Source organism: Phyllobacterium trifolii, from assembly GCF_014192095.1.
Classification (GTDB): Bacteria; Pseudomonadota; Alphaproteobacteria; order Rhizobiales; family Rhizobiaceae; genus Phyllobacterium; species Phyllobacterium trifolii.
On record NZ_JACHXN010000001.1, the window covers coordinates 1 to 19570 of the forward strand.

General features: G+C 52.1%; 14 protein-coding genes. 7 read left to right on the plus strand and 7 right to left on the minus strand.

Features of this window, described 5'->3' with window-relative positions:
* The coding region (locus tag FHS21_RS00005) for an IS3 family transposase (protein ID WP_183660641.1) at positions 1-594 on the plus strand (594 nt) is incomplete at its 5' end.
* Between the two features lie 235 nt (positions 595-829).
* On the opposite strand, the gene FHS21_RS00010 is transcribed toward FHS21_RS00005, so the two are convergent.
* The 7 genes from FHS21_RS00010 to FHS21_RS00040 form a co-directional block, all read right to left on the minus strand.
* Positions 830-2149 carry an FkbM family methyltransferase gene (locus FHS21_RS00010; protein WP_183660643.1) on the minus strand — a complete coding sequence of 440 codons (1320 nt, stop codon included), beginning with the start codon at positions 2147-2149 and terminating at the stop codon, positions 830-832.
* Positions 2139-2729, minus strand: coding sequence for a glycosyltransferase (locus FHS21_RS00015; RefSeq protein ID WP_246410746.1), 591 nt, complete (start codon positions 2727-2729; stop codon positions 2139-2141). Before FHS21_RS00015 ends, FHS21_RS00010 begins: the two co-directional genes overlap by 11 nt.
* 566 nt (positions 2730-3295) lie before the next feature.
* Positions 3296-5665, minus strand: coding sequence for a glycosyltransferase (locus FHS21_RS00020; RefSeq protein WP_183660647.1), 2370 nt, complete (start codon positions 5663-5665; stop codon positions 3296-3298).
* Positions 5666-6579: 914 nt separating this feature from the next.
* Positions 6580-7824, minus strand: coding sequence for a class I SAM-dependent methyltransferase (locus tag FHS21_RS00025; protein WP_183660649.1), 1245 nt, complete (start codon positions 7822-7824; stop codon positions 6580-6582).
* 84 nt (positions 7825-7908) lie between these two features.
* Positions 7909-9330 (minus strand): glycosyltransferase, encoded by a 1422-nt coding sequence (locus tag FHS21_RS00030; RefSeq protein ID WP_183660651.1) that lies wholly within the window; start codon positions 9328-9330, stop codon positions 7909-7911.
* Positions 9331-9744: 414 nt separating this feature from the next.
* Positions 9745-11037: a glycosyltransferase family 4 protein gene (locus FHS21_RS00035; RefSeq protein WP_183660653.1), complete on the minus strand. Its 1293-nt coding sequence runs from the start codon at positions 11035-11037 to the stop codon at positions 9745-9747.
* A gap of 382 nt (positions 11038-11419) precedes the next feature.
* A complete protein-coding gene (locus FHS21_RS00040) occupies positions 11420-11590 on the minus strand; it encodes a hypothetical protein (protein ID WP_162701849.1) in 171 nt (56 codons plus the stop codon).
* 408 nt (positions 11591-11998) lie between these two features.
* Between FHS21_RS00040 and FHS21_RS00045 the strand changes: the two genes are divergently transcribed.
* From FHS21_RS00045 to FHS21_RS00070, 6 genes are all read left to right on the plus strand, one after another.
* Entirely contained in the window at positions 11999-13417 is a 1419-nt protein-coding gene (locus FHS21_RS00045) for a mannose-1-phosphate guanylyltransferase/mannose-6-phosphate isomerase (RefSeq protein WP_183660655.1), read from the plus strand.
* Between the two features lie 81 nt (positions 13418-13498).
* The gene (gmd, locus tag FHS21_RS00050; RefSeq protein WP_183660657.1) at positions 13499-14473 is read left to right on the plus strand and encodes a GDP-mannose 4,6-dehydratase; all 975 of its coding nucleotides are present in this window, start codon (positions 13499-13501) and stop codon (positions 14471-14473) included.
* Positions 14474-14501: 28 nt separating this feature from the next.
* The gene (locus tag FHS21_RS00055) at positions 14502-15464 is read left to right on the plus strand and encodes a GDP-mannose 4,6-dehydratase (protein WP_183660659.1); all 963 of its coding nucleotides are present in this window, start codon (positions 14502-14504) and stop codon (positions 15462-15464) included.
* Between the two features lie 98 nt (positions 15465-15562).
* Entirely contained in the window at positions 15563-16684 is a 1122-nt protein-coding gene (locus FHS21_RS00060) for a rhamnan synthesis F family protein (RefSeq protein WP_183660660.1), read from the plus strand.
* Between the two features lie 60 nt (positions 16685-16744).
* Positions 16745-17308 carry an NUDIX hydrolase gene (locus FHS21_RS00065; protein ID WP_246410748.1) on the plus strand — a complete coding sequence of 188 codons (564 nt, stop codon included), beginning with the start codon at positions 16745-16747 and terminating at the stop codon, positions 17306-17308.
* Positions 17309-18407: 1099 nt separating this feature from the next.
* Entirely contained in the window at positions 18408-19544 is a 1137-nt protein-coding gene (locus FHS21_RS00070; RefSeq protein ID WP_183660662.1) for an LCP family protein, read from the plus strand.
* Positions 19545-19570 lie beyond the last annotated feature (26 nt).

A 19570-nucleotide genomic window follows, 5' to 3' on the forward strand; every position in this document is an offset into this window, starting at 1 on the left:
ATCTATCGTCTTTACAAGGAGATAGGCCTGCAATTGCGCAACAAGACACCGAGACGGCGGGTGAAGGCCAAGCTGCGGGAGGATCGCAGTGCGGCGGTCCGGCACAACGAGACCTGGGCGATGGACTTCGTTCACGATCAGCTTGCGACAGGCCGCAAGATCAGGATGCTGACCATCGTCGACACCTTCTCGCGCTACTCACCTGCCGTCGACGCCAGGTTCTCGTACCGCGGCGAGGATGTCGTTCAGACCTTGGAACGGGTCTGCCGTGAAGCCGGTTATCCGAAGGCTATCCGTGTCGATCAGGGCTCGGAATTCATCTCCCGCGATCTCGATCTGTGGGCCTATCACAAGGGTGTCATCCTCGACTTCTCCCGCCCCGGCAAGCCGACCGATAATGCCTTCATCGAATCCTTCAACGGCAAGTTCCGCAGCGAATGCCTCAACGCCCACTGGTTCATGAGCCTTGACGATGCCCGGCGAAAAATAGAAGATTGGCGTAAGGACTACAACGAGGTCCGGCCCCATAGCGCCATCGGCAACAAACCGCCGATATCGCTCATAAACGGCTCATCGGCTCATCCGCCGGCATGAGCCTTAACCCCGGAAAATTCCAGCTCCGGGTGGCCTAAAGACGGGTAGCACGTCAAATCTGAACCGACCCCACACAAGCCTTGACGGCATGACACCCTATGAGTTCGCAACCCGGTCCGAAAAAGGCCAAAACCAGAACAGAGCTAACTTATAAATGCGGACACAAAGGGGAGCAGGTCACACCGCAGCCATGCACAATTGCGACTCAAACACACTTGGCTTGGCAGTTCCAAGCTCACTTTCGTTGCTGCGATGCAATTGTGATCAAAAGCTCCTCTAAGCTTTTGACGTACTCGTTGTTTGTCTTTACGACGTCGTGGATGGGCTGGTTCATATATGACCTTAGGCGCTCCAACGTGGGCCGAACATAAGGTCTGAGAAACTTCAGGTAAACTCTTACGAGGATCCGTTTCAGTAATGGAATACGCGGCTGCACAGTGGGTGCACTAGGCTGCGAAACGTTGTCAACCGCTGAAACTGAGATCTGTGCCGCGTTTGATGAATCTTCACGCGTAGCACCGAATATACGACTAATTTTCCTAATGATGCGCGCTAACGGAAGAACAAGACGCAGCACGCGAGGTCCACCAGGATCGCGCAGATTCTTAACTATGTTATCGTAGCGGTTAGCGCTTGGAGTCAATGCTGTCAGAGATCTTTGCGCGATGTCCAAGTGTCTTGTTAGGCTCAGAACTTGGGCAGCTAGACGGCCGACTTCGTCGCGGGAGTGGTCGAGGGAGTCTGCGAGATATTCCGTTCGCTCATTGACCTTTGCTATTTTTGAGCGAAGACCGTCTCGCTCGGCCAAGATAGTGACATTCTCACCCTTCAGCGACTCCAGTTCCGGATCGAAGAGTGTATAGTTATCAAGCACGTTCACCGGTAGTTTGAAGAGCGAGCGAAGTGACCGATCCTCGTTTCGAACATAAAAAACGTTGATTCCGTCGAAGTAGACCCGAGTGAAATCGTTGGCTAGAAGCGTTGCCTCCCACTCCTGATTGACGAGGCGGTTTGACCAAGGGGCAGTTGCTTCAATCACGAGTATCTGCGGGCGAACTGCCTTCCAATTGGTTGAACGAATGATGGCAGACTCTGAGCCTTCTGCGTCAATTTTTAAGAAGTTGATCGTTCGAGCCCCAACATGCTGTGTGACGAGTCGATCAAGCTTAACGGCCTGAACTCTAAGCGCTTTGCTGCCTTCTGTTTCCGCGGATGATTCTTTCGTGGCAACTTTGGAGGTGCCCGGGTCAGCAAGATTCTGAAGTAGATCAACCTTGCCTTCGTGGTCAACGACTGCTGCCTTGATGTTTATATCGCGCGGGCGCGCACGCTTAAGTTCATCGAAGACTTCTCCAGGCTCAACATTGATACCCGACCATCCACGGTCATAGAAGGTCCTGGTTACAGACCCTATAGTCGGGTGATATGCGCCAATATCAATGTAGAAACCGTCCTTGACGTTCTTGAAAACACGATTCAGCAGGACATCTTCTTGATTTTGCGCGTAGCTAGTCATTTTCTCCGCGGCGAGTGGTGGCGCTGCATCACTTCCCATCGTGCTCTCCCGGCTTCATAGTGCCTATTTCCCCTTGTAGCCATTTTGCGAGCTGCTTCACAAAGCCTTTCCATGTCGGAATTTGAAGGCCCGCCGCATCATTCCAGAGTCCCTCTGCAATTCGGTCGTCGAGAAGTTTGCGAACTGCATTTGCAATAAGGTCCGGAGTGGCCGCGTCAATCGTAAGTCGCCCACCTGGTGAAATCAAATCAAGGCTTGGGATACCTTTTAACGCTATGACCGGGACCCCAGCATGGAGGCTTTCATAGGCCGCAATGCCAAACCCTTCAGCCGAGCCTACTGATATCGTGGCCCTAGATTCATTCAAGATATGGCGCACAAAGCCGTCCGTTGCCTTGTCCATTTGATTAAAAGGCTCTCTACCTCTCAATCTTTCTACGATCGAGGCTTCTACAGGAGCCTGATCACCATTCGCTCCTAAGATAGTTAGCGGTGCGTCTACGCCATCATCCCAGAGTTTCTCGAATGCAAGCAAGATCGCAGCCACGTTCTGTCGTGGATCTGTGTTGCCGACGAACGAAAACATTCGCTTTCCACCATCGAATTTAAGCTTCGGCATGCCCAAGCCGTCGCCCCCTAGGGGGATTACAGGACCAGCCCGGTCGGGCATTCGTATGACGCGTTCAATGAAAGCGATGCGCGCCGCGGCACTGATAAAGGAAACCTGAGGAACCTCTCGCAGAACTCGGAGATAAGGCATCAAAAGTTCAGTTGTCCTGCATGAGCGATCTTGCGGTCGCAAATATGGAAGGAAATCATATACCATCCACCGGATGCCAGAGTGGGGTGCGCGACACAAATTGGAATACGCATTCAGGCGCAGTTGATCGTAAAAGACTTCTGGGTTGAAGAGACCTCTGACCAGATCGTCAGTCGCAATCGGCCTTTTTCCGGGAGGAAGGGGCGTTCGACGTCTGTCGACGTCGCCCGAGATGCCGTCGATTATCTCTTGCAGACGATCTGCCGGCACCTCAACGAACGATCCTATCGCACTGTCAAATCGGCATGGAACCAATTCAGCGGTACCCGGCCAATGACTTACAATCTCACGCTCCACTCTATGGATCCCGCATTGTATGGGATTTGACACAAGGTTGGTAAGATCAATGAAAATCGGGGATCGATTCACGCCGCGACTTCCTTCATCCTCGACCTCCAAGGGACCTTCAAATCAAATCCAAGGTACTGACACAGCAACTCTGAATATCGCTTGAAACTATGTTCGTCGGAGTAGAGAAGTCTTTCTCCGCCAAGCTTTGTGCGATCCCGAATGCGGTCAGAAATTTCGGCGAGCGCCTCTGCTATGAGGACAGGACTTGGGTGATCCGGAACACGCAGTATGTACGAAGGGGCGTCCATTGCTTCCGCCATGTCATCGTTTGCAACAGTGGGAAGCCCAGCTGCGATGCAATCAAGCAAGCCGCCTGACAGTCCTCCTAGAAAATGTGTGCGCAATTGAACTCCGGCATCTGCGGCCAAAAGAAAATCGCGGTACTTGGCGTCGCTAGTGTACTCTGCTGCGAAAACGATGTGATCTTCCAAGCCGAGACGACTGCGCAGATCCAAGAACAGTTGGTGCTCGAGTGTAGCCCAACCACCGACGCAATAAAGCTTAGCGGGTACGTTCCAACTTCGTAGCAGGTCAACCGCCCATATTATCTCCTCAATCGCCTTATTTGAGTGAATGTATCCAAAAGTGGCGATAGCGAATTCTCCATCCTCCATTCCAAGTCGCTTGCGGGCGTTGTTCTTGATCGTCAAATCAACTGGATCATATGTCCAGGGACGATAGATCGAGAATGGCAGATGGATCGCCCCAGCATTTAGCCTTTCATTGACCAGAGCCGTCGTCACCTTAGAATGGAGAAACAGCGGCGAACATGATTTCGCCAATTCGCCTAGGAATGTCGCTTCAAGCAACGATTCGTCACTCATCCAACTGTCGATTTCGTGGCAGCTTACGGCACGCTTTAGTTCCATTTGGGCCACGTCTTGGGTCCGGCCGAGACCATGTAGAATCCGGTAGAATCCGAGCAAGCGGTTGTCGTGTTCGATGCACGCTCCACCGTAACGCATCAGAAGATTGAATATCTCAAGGTGAAAATCCGAGTTGCCGACAACGCCGATAACTCTGTCGTACTGGGGTGATACGAACGGGAATGGCGATATCGTATTCGCAGTCGAGGCACCTTCAGGAATTTCTAGCAGCTTCCCCCTTGCGTACACATCCACATCAACGAGCTTGCCAAGCTCCTTGATTGTAGCTGCCGAGTAATCTGCAACCCCAGACCGGTCTGGCGGCATAGGACTGAGAAACGCAATCCGCGGTCGGCTGCCTCTGGTAACGTTGAACACCGTCCCAGGTTTCCGCGTAACCAGCAGGCCATCTACGGCATTCCAGAACATGCTTGCTATGTTGTCAGCTCGAAACCGTTGCCAGCGTGTTGACTGATCTTCGATCACTGCAGCGCGGTGTGACTCATTGCTCACCAGCATTTCCAACTTTGACATAGCCTCTTGGGCGTCGTCTGGCGAAAACATCAAATCGCCTCGCTCAACTAGTTCGACGTGTGCAGGGATATCTGAGGCAACGACTGGGGTGCCCGCCGCCATTGCCTCAACTACAGGGATGGAAAAACCTTCCATGTGCGCAGCCACGATGGCACAAGTTGCTCCACGATAGATTGCAACAAGGTCGTCTTCGTCTATGAACCCAGTAAAAAACAAAAGGTCCGACTGTCCACCGCAGCTAACGTAGAGATCACGTAGTCTCGCCTGCCAATCCCATGGATAATTTCCGGCAACAACCAATCCGATCTGCGCATCTTGCAATGCGCCACTTCGCGCGTGGGCTTTTATCGGACATTCAATGTTTTTCCTTGGTTCCGCACCACCTGGTGCGAGTACGTACCTTTTTGGCAACCTCTCTCTTAAGGCCGACGAACGTAGGAGCTCAAACGCACTGCCTACAGGCGCGGCGGTATTTGTGATCCTAGTTGAATCGATATGCAGAATTCGATGCAACTCATCGGCTGTATATTGCGAAATCGGAAAGAAGTGATCGAACCGCGACAGCCAAGTGAGCTGGGTGTCGTAGTGGATCCGGTTCGACGGATTAGGTAGATACCGTTCCGGCTTCAGCAAGGGAATGAAGTCATAAACAATAGCTATCTTGAGAACATCAGTATCATTTACGACGCGCGCTACGAATAGTGGGTCGTGAGTCATGGGTGATAGTTCGATAAATACCGTTGGTCCCCTCTCCAAGCCAACGTGCGCATTGGCGCAGACTTCATCCACAAGGTTTCGAAAACTGTCTTCTAAGGGCGGCAAGGCTGGGTCAACAAGGCCAAGCGTGGAAATCTTGTACTTCTTGGACAGCCGGTCCACAGACCGCACCAAATTTTCTGAAAGTTTTCCGACACCTCGATGTTTGTAGGCCGAGTCTTGCAGGCACCGCATGTCGAATAGGATCAGTTGCTCGTTTTCGTTCATCCCACATCCGCTCATATTGGAGCCCGCTTCTAACTGCATAAACCCGAAGCGGCAAGGAAAATGAGTGCGCTTCAGCTGGGCCTGCAAATTCTTATGCTCATTGAAATTCGCCGCTCAAGTACGGCGCTGTGCTGTTAAGGCGTGCATGTTGAACAGTCAGTTGCTGTTCGGATAATTTACAACCTTGCTGCACCTTCGAACCGCTTGCTGGATGATGGAAGACACACCCATAGAATTTCCGGACGTTGTGGAGGGTCGAGAACAAAACCGGACGAGATCCCTACACCGTGGTGGACTATCGCCCGCCGCGAGAGGACGAATATTACCTGACAGGCGGGATGGCGTGGCTGTCACACAGCGATCAGCGCATTTCATTCCATATTATCGGATAGAGCAGAAATACTAGGCCTTACAATGTTTTGGGGACAGCAACGCGGAGGGTGCCTGACGGACGATCGACCGTACCACCAGTCCGAGTTGAACATTGTGACTGTCACTGTGCTGGAAGAAGTCACATTGGCCGACATCAACCGCGCGCCAGTTGCGAAACGATATTTTCGCCGATTACACCGAGGAAAACTTTGCGCACGAACTCGGTCAATGTGCATCTATAGTTAACCAGCAGATGGTTTCCGGCAGCGGTCGGATCCTCTACACATATGATCGGTGTACATCGTGAGCCTCAATGTCCTTCATTTACAAACTAACCTTAGCCTCCGCCCTAACCTCCTCGCGTGGATCTGAGGCCGCGTAATACCACGACCCCCATGGCCGACTTGCCATTGTTGAAATTCCTGTTGTCCCAATTGTGTTCTGTCTTGGCACATATGGGACAACAAATTGCAATGACCCCGCACCTGTACCGTTGTTCGTTATCGTAACGGTAATGTCCGCCGGTACGATAAATTCCCGGTTCAAATGATCTCTATCTCAGGGAACGGGAAAATGAACTTCCCGCCGTCAGCCAGATATTCGCGTTCTCTTCTAAGAATTCCATCTTTGAAGTGCCACGGAAGCACCAGGAAATAATCAGGACGCATTGCGCGCGCATCTTCTTCGGAAACGATCGGAATATGCGTTCCCGGCGTGAACCTTCCAAACTTTTCTGGATTCACCTCAGCAATTGCCGGAATCTCAGCCGGAGTGAGCCCGCAGAACTGGAGAACGACATTTCCCTTCGTCGATGCGCCGTACCCGAGCACTTTTTTCCCATCGCCAACCAACGTGCGTATCAGATTGGATAGATCTGTTTTGTGCCTGAAGACACGCTCCTCGAAATCGCGAAACGGCTTTGGCGTACCCAAACCCATGCGATCTTCCTGATCCAAAAGCCAATTGATAACTGGCAGGTTTGCAGCGGGAGAACTGCTCTTTTTATGCGTAGCGGTAACTGCAAAGCTGCCGCCGTTGATATTGTTCATAACAACGTCGACTATTTTCAGATCAGCCGCATCCAATATTTTGGCTACAACACCCAGAGAATAATATTCGATATGCTCGTGACAGATCGTGTCGTAAGAATTCATTCTAAGCATGGACGGCATGTAGCTTTGTTCAAAGTGCCAGACGCCGTCGGGCGCCAAAATCTCGGCGACTTCCTGAGCAAAAGCAATCGGATTCTCGAGGTCGTAGAACATCGCGATCGATGTCACGATTTTGGCCGGTTTGGCACTTGCCGAGCGGAAGGCCTTTGCTGAAAAGAATTCCGGAACGAGCTTCACTTCTTCTGGATAATAGCTCGAGAACTTCTTGCCCGTAGGGTCGATACCAATACGCGACAGGCCAGCCGTGGAATAGGCCTTCAATGTCGTGCAATCGTTGCTGCCAATGTCGAGCACGACGTCGCCGGCTTTAGGACTTGCCAGTCTTTCCAGATAGCGGACCTTATGAGTCAGATGATCCACCATCGATTGGTTCAGACCTGACCGGTAACCATAGTTGTCGCCGTACATCTCAGAGGGGTCATACGAATGTTTCAGCTGCAAAAGTCCGCTGGAGGCAGACCAAACCAATTCCAGAGGGCCACTGGTGACTGGCTCATCTGGTGACTTCGGAAACACTCCGGTTAACGCCTGCATACCGAGATTGAGCACTGACACCAAATCTTCTTTATGCCCCACGCGGCATTCGTTGATAGCCTGGTAACTCACCTGAGCCATGACGATGTTATCCTTTCTTATTGAGCGCTATACGCCGTTCCATGAGCGATGAAGGCTCACCAATGTCTCTAACCGAGCCCTACATTAGTTTTTTGAGGGTATAAAGACCTCGCAGAGTCGATCTCGAAATTTTTCATACGCAAAATTTTCAAGCGCAAATTCACGTGCGGTTGCTTGTTTCTCGATCACGCTTGGCCTGTTATCCAGAATATCCAGAATGCGATCGACATATCCGTCGATGTCGCCAGTCTTTTGAAGATCAAGCGCATCGCCGACATCTCCAAGTTCCGCGACGACAAGAGGCATGGCACTCGCCACCACAGGCACGCGAAGATTTAGTGCTTCTGTGATCTGCGTCGGGAAATTTCCTTCCATCTCCGAGGTAAAGAGCAAGCAAAGTGATTTGTTGTAGACCTTCCCCAGTTGGCTATCTGAAAGCTCTTCGAGGATGGTTACGTAGGGCTGTGCGGCCTTGCTGATGGCGCCTGGCGACAAATGAGTAGTCATAACCCCATGAATACGCTCTGAGCGCCCCATTTTCTTTAGCTGCTTGTTTGCCTTTTCGATCGTCGCAACGAAATCCTTGAGGCGTTTGGAGGGGCGATTGCGCGTGGGATAGAAAACGAAATGCTCAGGCAGCGATAATTCCACCGCATCAGTCCCATGCTCCTGCTCATCCGACTCCTCGTGAAGGAACGGCAGCGGAATGTGAACGATTTTCTCTGCAGCGATGTTCAGGCCGGTTCTCGGCAGATACTCTTTGGTAAAAGCAGAGTTTGTTACCACCCGCTCTGCCATAGTCGAAAGCTGTCGGCCAATTTCTTCGTTTTCACGGGAAGAGCCCATCTCCAGGGAGCCTTGATAGAAATGGGGCAAGTAGTCCGGTAAATACAGAGTAACTTTCTTATCCTTTAACGCCTGCAACTCAGGGAACATACAATAGTGAGGGATCAATACATCGGATATTGTGTCATCAGCGTTCAATCTATCAACATATCCAACTGCTATCGGTCGTATAGGCGTAAGCCCGCTCGTTTTCAATTTCGCCCTTAATCGAAGACCTACTTTAGCGATTACCACGGTAAAATAGGTCACTAGAGATTTCATCAGACTGAGATAGGCGCCACTCTTCAGCAAACTCTTGAATCGCTTGTGGAAAGCCAAAATCGGAAGTGTTTTGGCTTTATGAAGAATTGTGTTGAATAGCTGCTTTTCGAGCCCACTGGCGCCGCTATCCTCCACGGCATCAATATTCAAGATTTGCAGTCTCGCTACATCTTCCACGCCAGACACAAGGAAGCCGTATACTCGGGCAACATCTTGCTCACGGCTTGTTACGATCACCGTGAATTTCTCGTCTGCCAAGGCCCGCACAAACTGACGAACCACCCGGGCAATGCCTTCGGAACAATGATACTTACCATCACGTCGGACGATCAAGGGGCCGAAACCATGGAAAGGAATAAGGATCTGCCGCCCCTCCCCATCCACGCGCTTCGATGTCATTGTAGAAACCATCGTTTATATGTTTCAGAGCATGCCAAAGAATGACATCCTCAAAATTCTGTGCCCAGCAAATCAAAGTCATGGAAGAAGGCCAGGCTATTCATATGCCTTTTCCGCACGCTATTTCGCTGAACATGCGCCATCGTGATGATCCCACTGATTGATGCGCATCTTGCTAGCATACCTCAAAGCTCTCCAAAAAAATGACGGTTCTCGTCGATCAGCCAAGGACGGTTAAAAAACACAACCGCCCTGGACCAAAGATTTATCGAAACGAATATTTGATACCCACTCTCTTGCCAGCAGGCTATACACCGAAGCGGAGAAAGCCGTCAATGCGACGGATTTTGAACATAGCCTGCACGCGTTCCGCAACAATTGCAGACCTCGTTCGGCAACTGTGCGCCGCTGCTTTTACGGTCTCGTGGCCAGAAAGGAGGAAATTTCGTCGATGCGCTTCTGGACTTCTGCCCCTACCGCACCCAGGCCGTACCGCTCCGTTACTAGCGCCTTGCCGGAAGCAGATTTGCGTTGGCGGGCATCAGCATCTGCGAACGCTTGTCTAAATGCCTCGACCGCCGCCTCGACGTCGGGTTCTGCCCAGACTTGATCCTTTGACCACACGTATTCGTTAGGTTTGACAGTCGTCAGCTTAAAGCCAACAGGAAAGCCGGTTTCCTGGGAAAGAAAGTCGGTGCTCCCCGAGTAGTCCGTTCCTATCACGATGTTGCCGAAGCTCATCGCTTCCACCATACCAAGCCCAAAACCTTCTGCGCGGTGAAGAGAGACGTAACAGTCGCAAGCACGGATCAAACCTAATACCTCGTTCCGGGACATGGTTCTGTCTATAATTGTAATTCTTGTATCCGCTTCCGCAGCGACGCGAATTTTCTCTTTTATCTCAGGATGATGCGTCTCAGCGCCTGTCGATTTTATTATTAGACCAACATTTTCATTCTGATCAGGAAAAGCCGTCTGGAATGCTTCAAGGACGCCTAGCGGGTTCTTTCGATAGGGGGACGAGTAGTAATCGAATGAGAAGAGGAAATAGAATCGCGTATCTTGTAGTTCCAGTGCCACGCGATCGGGATAATCGGCGCGCTCGATAACCACACAAGGCGGAATGATAGTAATTTTTCCTGAGAAAATATCCCTGAAAGCATCGCAGACAAATTGATTTGGTGCCCAAATTTCATCAATTCCACGCAACATCGGTGCCCATTCCTGAGGAGCCTTGGGAAGCTCCCAATATGTTCTTAGAATATTGTAACTACCAGCCGTGTGTCGCGGATCTATTGATCTGAACACAGTGGGGACCTGATCTGCCGCGACCTCAATGACGTTGATGTCGTACCGATGTTGCCGATCGTATCGTTCGGGCATGAAATCGCCAATAATCCGCGATTCTACCCCAACGCGATAAGGATAAATGCCAAACTCCAATCCTTGATTGGCTGCCGCTACAATCATACCACGCAACGATTCAGCCAGACCAAGCCCCGCTTGTACGTATCCAACGAACAGGACACCTCTTCGATGCGGAAAAGGTCTCAGTGCTTCAAGCAAATATCTCTTGAATGTTTGGACGATTGTTTGTCGAATCTTGCACAATCGAGACCAGACAAACGATCGCACCGCACTCAAGCTTCCACGGTGCTCACGCTTCTCGGTAAAATTGTTGAGCAGGTTTGCAAGACGTTTGAACATACAAATAAACGATTCTACTTCTTTGCGGGGCCTGCCGAAAAGACAGTCATTAACAGTTCGATCGGCCTACTCTGCCGCCGATATCACTATGGGGAAATGCGTAGTCATTGACGTCAATTCGGCTGGCTAAGCTCGGTAGGTGATCGACTACACCTCATATGTCAAGGGAGCAGGCCGTTGCAGAATCCGGCCGGAAGTCAGAAAATTGCTTGGTAAATAACATTTACGAGAAAAAGTGGCGGTTCATCACGTCTCGACCAACGTTGGTCAAGTGGGATAAAGGTCCCTAAACGGACGGCTTATTGATGTGGACAGGTTAGGCCCCGCCCGCCGCAAACAGTGTTATCACTCCCTGTGACAACAACAGTGTCTCTTTGTTCAATCAATTACTTACCTTATGGCTCAGGTAGATCACCGGCCCCTCCAGCGGCGCCAAATCATAATTGATTTGATCGAGCTGCTTCGCGTTCTCAGGCTGTGCATTTTTAGCTACCCAAGCATCTTTTTCTCGTTGAATTTTAACCGATTCAGTCGGTTCAATCGTGTTGGCCATAGACGACTCCTCTGATTTCTAGAGCCTTGTTATTGTAGGCACAGGAGAACACAACGGAAACGAGGAGTCCATAATGACTCTGGGTATCACATCGGCTGACTGCCTGCGCCTTTTGGACGATCTCGGTGATTAATCCCTTTTTCCTCGAGCCGTCGGCTAGGTCTCAAGTGTATTGCGAATACAATAGGATGATGAGTCGTAAAGGGCGAAATTTTACGGGCGAAACTGGGTATCGTGTGTTCCAGAATTCTCTGTAGTGGTTGTCATGGCCTGTCAAACAGAATAAAGGGCCCAAGCTGTCCCTATCCTCCTTGGGTGTGTGGATGGCGTGCAGCAGACGGGTCATTGAGGAAAACGAGTGCGATGGGGATTCAAACGCGCGAAAGATGTCCTGGAGTGAAAGAATAGATGAAGATCATTCCAACCATAATGAGTGGTGGTGCAGGCGCACGGTTGTGGCCGGTATCGCGTGAGGCCCATCCAAAGCCTTTTATTAAGCTAGGTGATGGCAAGAGCCTGATACAGCACGCCTTCTTGCGAGCCGCTTTGCTGCCGGACGTAGAGCAGATACTTACCATTACGAATCGCGAACTCTTTTTCAAGACTGAGGACGAGTATCGGGAAATCAACGATTCGGCCATTGCATGCACTTATCTGCTGGAGCCGATGGGGCGCGACACCGCAGCTGCCACCGCCATTGCCGCGCTGCATGTTCAGCAGGCCTACGGCGATGATGCGATTATCATCCTTTTCCCGGCCGACCACATGATCAAAGATCTTGAGGCTTTTCGTGTCGCCGCCGTAAGGGCAATTGAGCTTGCATCGAGCGGGCGTCTTGTCACGTTCGGGATCAATCCCGAGTTTCCCGAGACTGGCTACGGTTATATCGAAGCAGACGGACAAAATGTCGTTCGCTTTGTCGAAAAACCCGACCTCGCGCGGGCAAAGGAATATGTCGCATCGGGACAATTCTACTGGAATTCGGGCATGTTCTGCTTTTCAGCCGGAACCATGATCGGATTGATGCAGCAACATTGCCCCGACATCCTCGATCAATGCCGCAAGAGTCTGCTCGCAGCGCACCAATCCAGCGCAGCAAGTGGAACACAGGTGGCCCTCGATCGCGATCTGTTCGCGCAAGTTCCCAAAAATTCCATCGACTATGCGGTCCTCGAGAAAGCCGAAAATGTCGCCATGGTTGGCTGCGATATCGGCTGGACCGACATAGGTTCGTGGAACGCAATTTCCGAACTGATCGAGCCGGACGAGTCCGGAAACAGGATCAATGGCGACACTGTTCTCATTGCGACCGAAAATTGCTTTATCCAGAGCAGCGGCGACAGACTGGTCGGCACCGTCGGTGTCGAAAACCTGGTGATCGTCGATTCCGCTGATGCTGTTTTGGTTGCACATAAGGATCATACGCAAAACGTGAAGCAATTGTTTGCCCAGTTAAAGGCGAACGGCCACGAGGCTCATAGTCTGCACCGAACGGTTCATCGTCCGTGGGGTACCTATACAACCCTTGAAGAGGGTCAGAGGTTCAAGATCAAGCGCATTGAGGTCAAACCCGGTGCTAGCCTGAGCCTTCAGATGCATCATCACAGATCGGAGCATTGGGTGGTTGTCAGCGGAACAGCGAAAGTCGTCAACGGCGACCAGGAACTGATCCTTGCCACGAATGAATCGACTTATATTCCTTGCGGACATAAACATCGCCTTGAAAATCCCGGAATAATGCGTCTTGTGATGATCGAGGTTCAAAGCGGGGATTATTTGGGGGAAGATGACATCGTCCGGTTTGAAGATGTATACGGACGGCAATAATACTGGAATAGACAATATATTTGATTCACCAGCGGCGGACGAAACAATTCGCTGACGTGATTGCAACGACGGAGAGATTAGTTGGCCAAGAAAGCATTGGTAACAGGCATAACGGGACAGGACGGTGCGTATCTTGCGCAGCTTCTGTTGGACAAGGGCTATGAAGTTCATGGTCTGGCACGGCGTTCCAGTACCTCGGAAGTGAACCTGACCCGGCTCGAATGGCTGGGGATCGAGAACGATGTGCACATCGTCGACGGCGATTTGCTCGACCTTTCCGGGCTGCTGCGCACGATGAAGGAGGTCAAGCCTGACGAGGTCTATAATCTTGCCGCGCAATCATTCGTCAAATCGTCCTGGCAGCAGCCTTTCCTGACCGGCCAGGTTACGGCGCTCGGCGTCACCAACATGCTTGAAGCGGTGCGGCTTGAAAAACCCGACGCCCGATTCTATCAGGCGTCTTCCTCGGAGATGTACGGGCTTATCCAGGAACCGATGCAGTCCGAAACCACCCCCTTTTATCCACGCTCGCCCTATGCGGTGGCCAAGCTCTATGGTCACTGGCTGACGGTCAATTATCGGGAAAGCTTCGGCCTTCATGCCTCGAGCGGTATTCTGTTCAATCATGAATCGCCGCTGCGCGGCATCGAGTTTGTCACGCGCAAGGTCACCGATGCCGTCGCACGCATCAAGCTTGGTCTTGCCAAGGAATTGCGCCTTGGCAATATCGATGCCAAACGGGACTGGGGTCATTCCAAGGACTATGTCCGTGCCATGTGGATGATGGTGCAGGAAGACGTTGCCGACGACTTCGTCATTGCGACGGGCCGCACCACCACCGTTCGCCACATGTGCGAGATCGCTTTTAACCATGCGGGCCTTAACATCGACGACCATCTCATCATCGATCCCGCCCTGTTCCGCCCGGCGGAAGTCGATGTCCTCTTGGGCAACCCCAAGAAGGCCAAGGACAAATTCGGCTGGGAACCGAAGATTTCACTTGAAGACATGATCGTTGAAATGGTCGAAGCCGATTTGAAGCGACTCAAAAAGTGAGTTCAGCATGCTCAAAAAGTGTTGAAAAATGACCACGTCTGAACATCGAATTCTAATAACCGGTGCCAATGGATTTGTCGGGACGTGGCTTCAAACTGAGTTGAAGTCACGTCAGTCTAATCATTCCATCGATTTTTTTCCTGTTGGTTATAAAGCAGCGACCGGTAAGTCCATCGACATCAGGGATTACGATCAGCTTGTTGATCTGGTGGATGGATATCAGCCCACCGCAATTGTCCATTTGGCAGCAGTCGCGGCGCCGGCGGAAGCCCGCAACGCCCCACGACTCGCCTGGGATATCAACGCCACCGGTACGATGAATATGGCTTACGCGGCAATGGAAGCTGCACCAAATGCCAGATTTGTTTTCATAAGCAGCTCGGAAACATACGGCACATCGTTCAACGATTTCGAAGGAGAGCCTATCGGCGAGAACGTTGTCCTCAAGCCTATGAATGCGTACGGTGCCAGCAAGGCAGCGGCCGAGGCACTTGTCGGACAGCTCGCACACGAAGGATTGAATACAGTTCGGTTTCGTCCATTTAATCATACTGGGCCGGGCCAAACCGAGGAATATGTCGTCGCAGCGTTCGCGAAACAATTGGCGGAAATTTCAGTTGGTTTGAGGCCACCAGTCATTAAAGTTGGCAACCTATCTGCCAAACGGGATTTCCTGGACGTGCGTGATGTGGTCCGTGCCTATGCTGATGTTGCACTTTTTGATTTCCCTTCGACTCGAGGGCAAGTGTTTAACCTTGCATCAGGTAAGGCACAACAAATACAAGACATTCTCGATAAGCTGATCCATATCTCGGGTCAGAAGATTGATGTTCAAGTTGATCCAGAACGTTTGCGCCCCAGTGCGGTTGCAAGCGCAGTGGGCGATGCCAGTGCTGCTCTTAACGCAATTCGCTGGAAACCAGCAATATCGTTTGAGACAACCCTGACCAACGTTTACGACTATTGGAAGGAGCGTGTCACTGCCGCTTAACGTCCAAGCCCGCTTTAAGGGCGAATTGGAGGCTTGGGTCACAGGATTGGAGCAGGGTCATTGTATTCGATTAGGCGAGCATTAATGACGCCAGATGAATGTCCGCGCTGGAGTTCTTTGTGATCTACAAAGCCGTCAGCAGCATAGCGATCCGTTCATTGAGAAGGTTTGTACGCTTTCTCTATCACGACTTGAGAGTTTTCAAAGCTTGGTCAGACCGCCGGTTTTCGGCGCGATCTTCGATAACCGAATACCACGTCGGAGAGAAAAAAAACGCTGGAGAGGTCTACGCCATCTATCTGATATGGCAGCCAGCCGGCTTTCCTTGGTATGTGAAGAATACCCTGTCGGCGCTCAATGATTTAGGCATCAATGTTATTGCGGTCGTCAATCATCCGCTGAACGATGAGCAATTGTCTGAACTCAGGAGACATTGCGCGCACCTTCTTATCAGGGACAATGCCGGGTTTGACATGGGTGGTTACAGGGATGCCACGCTATTCATACGAGAAACCCTGAAACCCAGTCGCGTCTGCTATCTCAATGACAGCGTATATTGCTTCAGGGAAGGTCTGATTGACCTTTTCAGAAAACTGGCAAATTCTGCGGCCGATATCGCAGCTCCATTTGAAAATCACGAATATTCCTACCACATCCAATCGTTCTGCTTCAGTGTAAGTGGTCGAATTTTCCTCAGCGAAGAATTTAAAACTTTTTGGCAAAATTATCTTCCGGTCGATTCCAGGGTTTGGGCGATCGACAAAGGAGAAAAAGGCCTGTCAAATGCCATCGTTCCGATAGCAGAGAGAATTGACGTCTTCTATACACCCGACCATTTGCGACCCTTTTTGCTTGACCTCCCGTTAGATGAATTACAGCGGCTCAACCGGTATTTCCCGAGATTGGTACGCCACAAGGAGGGAGAGTTGCAAAAACTATCGAAGTCGCAACTCGTGACCGAATTGTGCAGGCTTGTTGCAATTCGGTCCCAAATCCACACAGGCGCGTTTCTCTACCAGCGTTTCATGGGTTGTCCAATGATGAAACGAGACCTGTATTATCGGCTGCAATTCAGCCTGGATGAGATCGAAGAGAATCTTCGCGAGGTTCGTGAGAACGATGATCACTTTGGCGACATTCTTGCCGACATGCAGAAGAAAGGCACGGGGCGTGACTTGTCATACTGGAACATGGCCAAGTTCGCAGAAGGGCTTCTCTAAAACACCGTTGTCAACCAGTGCGGTCAGCCGTCACACTGCACCAAACAGAGATTAAGATTGATGATTGAACCTTGGGAAGTACTTTCAAGCCGAATCGTGCTGGAAGATCAGTGGATTCGAGTACGCGCCGATAATTGCCGTCGCAACGATGGAGTAGTTATCGAACCCTACTATGTACTGGAGTACCCGGATTGGGTCTGTGTTCTGCCGATCACGCCTCAAGGTGAGGTGGTTCTTACGCAAGAATATAGACATGGCGTTGGATTGGTGGTTGCCGGTCTGCCTAGCGGCGTCGTCGACAAAGACGACTTTGGCCCGGAGGCGACGGCACGGCGTGAATTACTGGAGGAGACTGGCTATACTAGTAACCGGATTGTGCCATTGGGATCACTTTACGCCAACTCCACCAATCAACCCAATATGGTTCACTACTTTCTCGCTCTCGATGCCGAACTAACGGGCACACCGGCATTAGATGCGACGGAGCAGATTGATGTCGAACTCATTCCTTGGGAGCACATTCGCTCGACGCTGCTCCTGCGCCAAAGCCACCATATAGCCTGCGTCCATCTGGCGGAAAGACACTTTTTGGGACATTTTTCACCGCCGCCTGCTGGTGCCTGACACGCCGTCATCCACTTGGCGCCCCAGATAACGCCTAAAACGCGCCACTCAACCGGCTATGCATGGCCAGCCGCCGGGAGCAGACAGTCCAGCGTGTAACTTTGTTGAGGTGTCGCCACACACACTAGATCAATTGTTAGGGATTTCGCTCATATCGACCGCGGCGACTCCGAAGCCGGTTGCCTTCACCTTTCGATCAGGGTCTTGCTCGACGTTGATACGATATGTGCTCCTTGCCGAGCGACATGAAATCGAAGCGAGATTCATCGTATCCTGAACCGGTACATCGATGATCTCGTGCGCCTTAGATCTGCGCACTCTAATCATAAGATGGATCAGTACTGTGTCATCGCCAAATCAGACGCCGATAAGGGGTCAAAAAATTCCCTGCAATTGACAGCCAGTCTTCTAACTTCCTTGGCCAAGTCCGCCCGGTTCCTTGCGGATCCGGGGGGCGCGGGTGACGACTACCTGGCGAGACAGGTCGCTGCGTATCCGTTCTATCAACCTTGCGAAAGTTTTTCGCCCGGTTCAAGGAACCTTCCGCGAACCGATTTCCCCTCGACCTCGACCGTAACATGATCCCCCGGGGAAGTCGGAGCAGGTGCACTCTTCGCCGCAGCGCATATTGCTTTTGTAATTCTTTGAAATCCGTCCCGGCCCGTTGAAATGGCAGGTACCAAGCTCGCGAGACTAGACGAGTCCGGAGCCCATCCACACTCGTCATATACCGAATTTCTGAGGGAGTTGGTCGCCAAATTGCTGTCGACACTAGGAGTAGTCGTACACGCAGATAAAAGGACGAAAGCGGTGGCAATCAAGACGTAGCAAGCTAATCGCATTTCAGCACTCCCCGATGGATATCGTTCAGGTGACTTCGCCAATTATCATCTTTTTAGTCTGGTTGCGACCGCGTAGACATTGCAGGGGAACAATGTCCAGCGTTGAGAAAGGAGCTCCTATGACGACGACGCTACGGCTGCACTCCCCTTGCGTTTTAAATACGTATGACTAGAATCCTATTTGGCAGGGAACGTGCTGGGTCGCGCAAAGCCGTTGCCAAGTGCGGCCATTGGCCCAGCCTCTCCTGGAGAATAACGTGAGCGGTGGGGTGATTGACGAGCAGCCGGCAGCCGAGGACAAGCCCCAGCGTCGCCTGCGGCGGTCACTCATTGTCGTCATCCTCATCGCGCTGCTACCGGCCACCGTGTACGCGAAGCTCACCCGCAACATCAGTCACATCGAAGTCACCCGCGAGGATCTGGGCGACGACCGCCCGGCAAAGGCGTCGACCGACGCGCTGAACATCCTCGTCGTCGGGTCGGACCAGCGAGACGACAGGTACGCCGGGGAACGTGCGGACATCATCATGCTCGTGCACCTGTCCCCTACACGGAACGAGGCGGCCGTGATCAGCTTCCCGCGCGACTCGCTGGTCCAGCTTCCGGCCTGCCGTTCCGGGGAAAGGCGGCCGGGTCAGCAGCGGCGTATTGGCATGATAAACTCCTCGTTCAGCTTCGGCGGTATTGGCTGCACCTGGAAGACCATGGAAGCGCTCACCGGCATCCACATCGATCACTTCGTCACGGTTGATTTCACCGGCTTCAAGGGCATGGTGGATGCGATTGGCGGGGTGGACCTCTGCATCCCCGAGCCGATCCGCGACGACTACGTACAGCTCGACCTGCCCGCCGGGTGGCAGACGCTGCAGGGCGAACAGGCGCTGGGGTACGTCCGTACCCGCCACAGTATCGGCGACAGGTCCGACATCGGCCGCATCCAGCGTCAGCAGGATTTCGTCGTCGCCATGGCGAAGAAGACACTGAGCGGTTGGACTCTATTCAACGCGGTCCGGATGCTTGGGTTCCTCAACACGGCTACCATGTCCATTACCACCGACCCTGCCCTCACACTCGGCGTGATGTTAGACCTCGGGCTCATTACCCGCAGGCTGTCGTCCGATCAAGTCCGCTTCGTCATCACGCCGTGGCGCTACTCGACCAGCTACCCCGGCCGGATAGAGTGGCTCCAGGGACCGGCCAAGAAACTGTTCCAATCGATCGCCGCTGATAAGCCCCTCCCCGGGACAAAGCTCAGGGATACCCAGTCCACCGTGCCGCCACCCTCCGAGACGGACGCCAAGCACTACGCGGACCACGCCGGTCCGGCCACGACGCTCACCGTCCCCTTCCCACCCGAACAGCCGCTGCCGACGACCAGGCCCTGCCACCAATAAATTCGATTCAACAGTCGTAGGATACA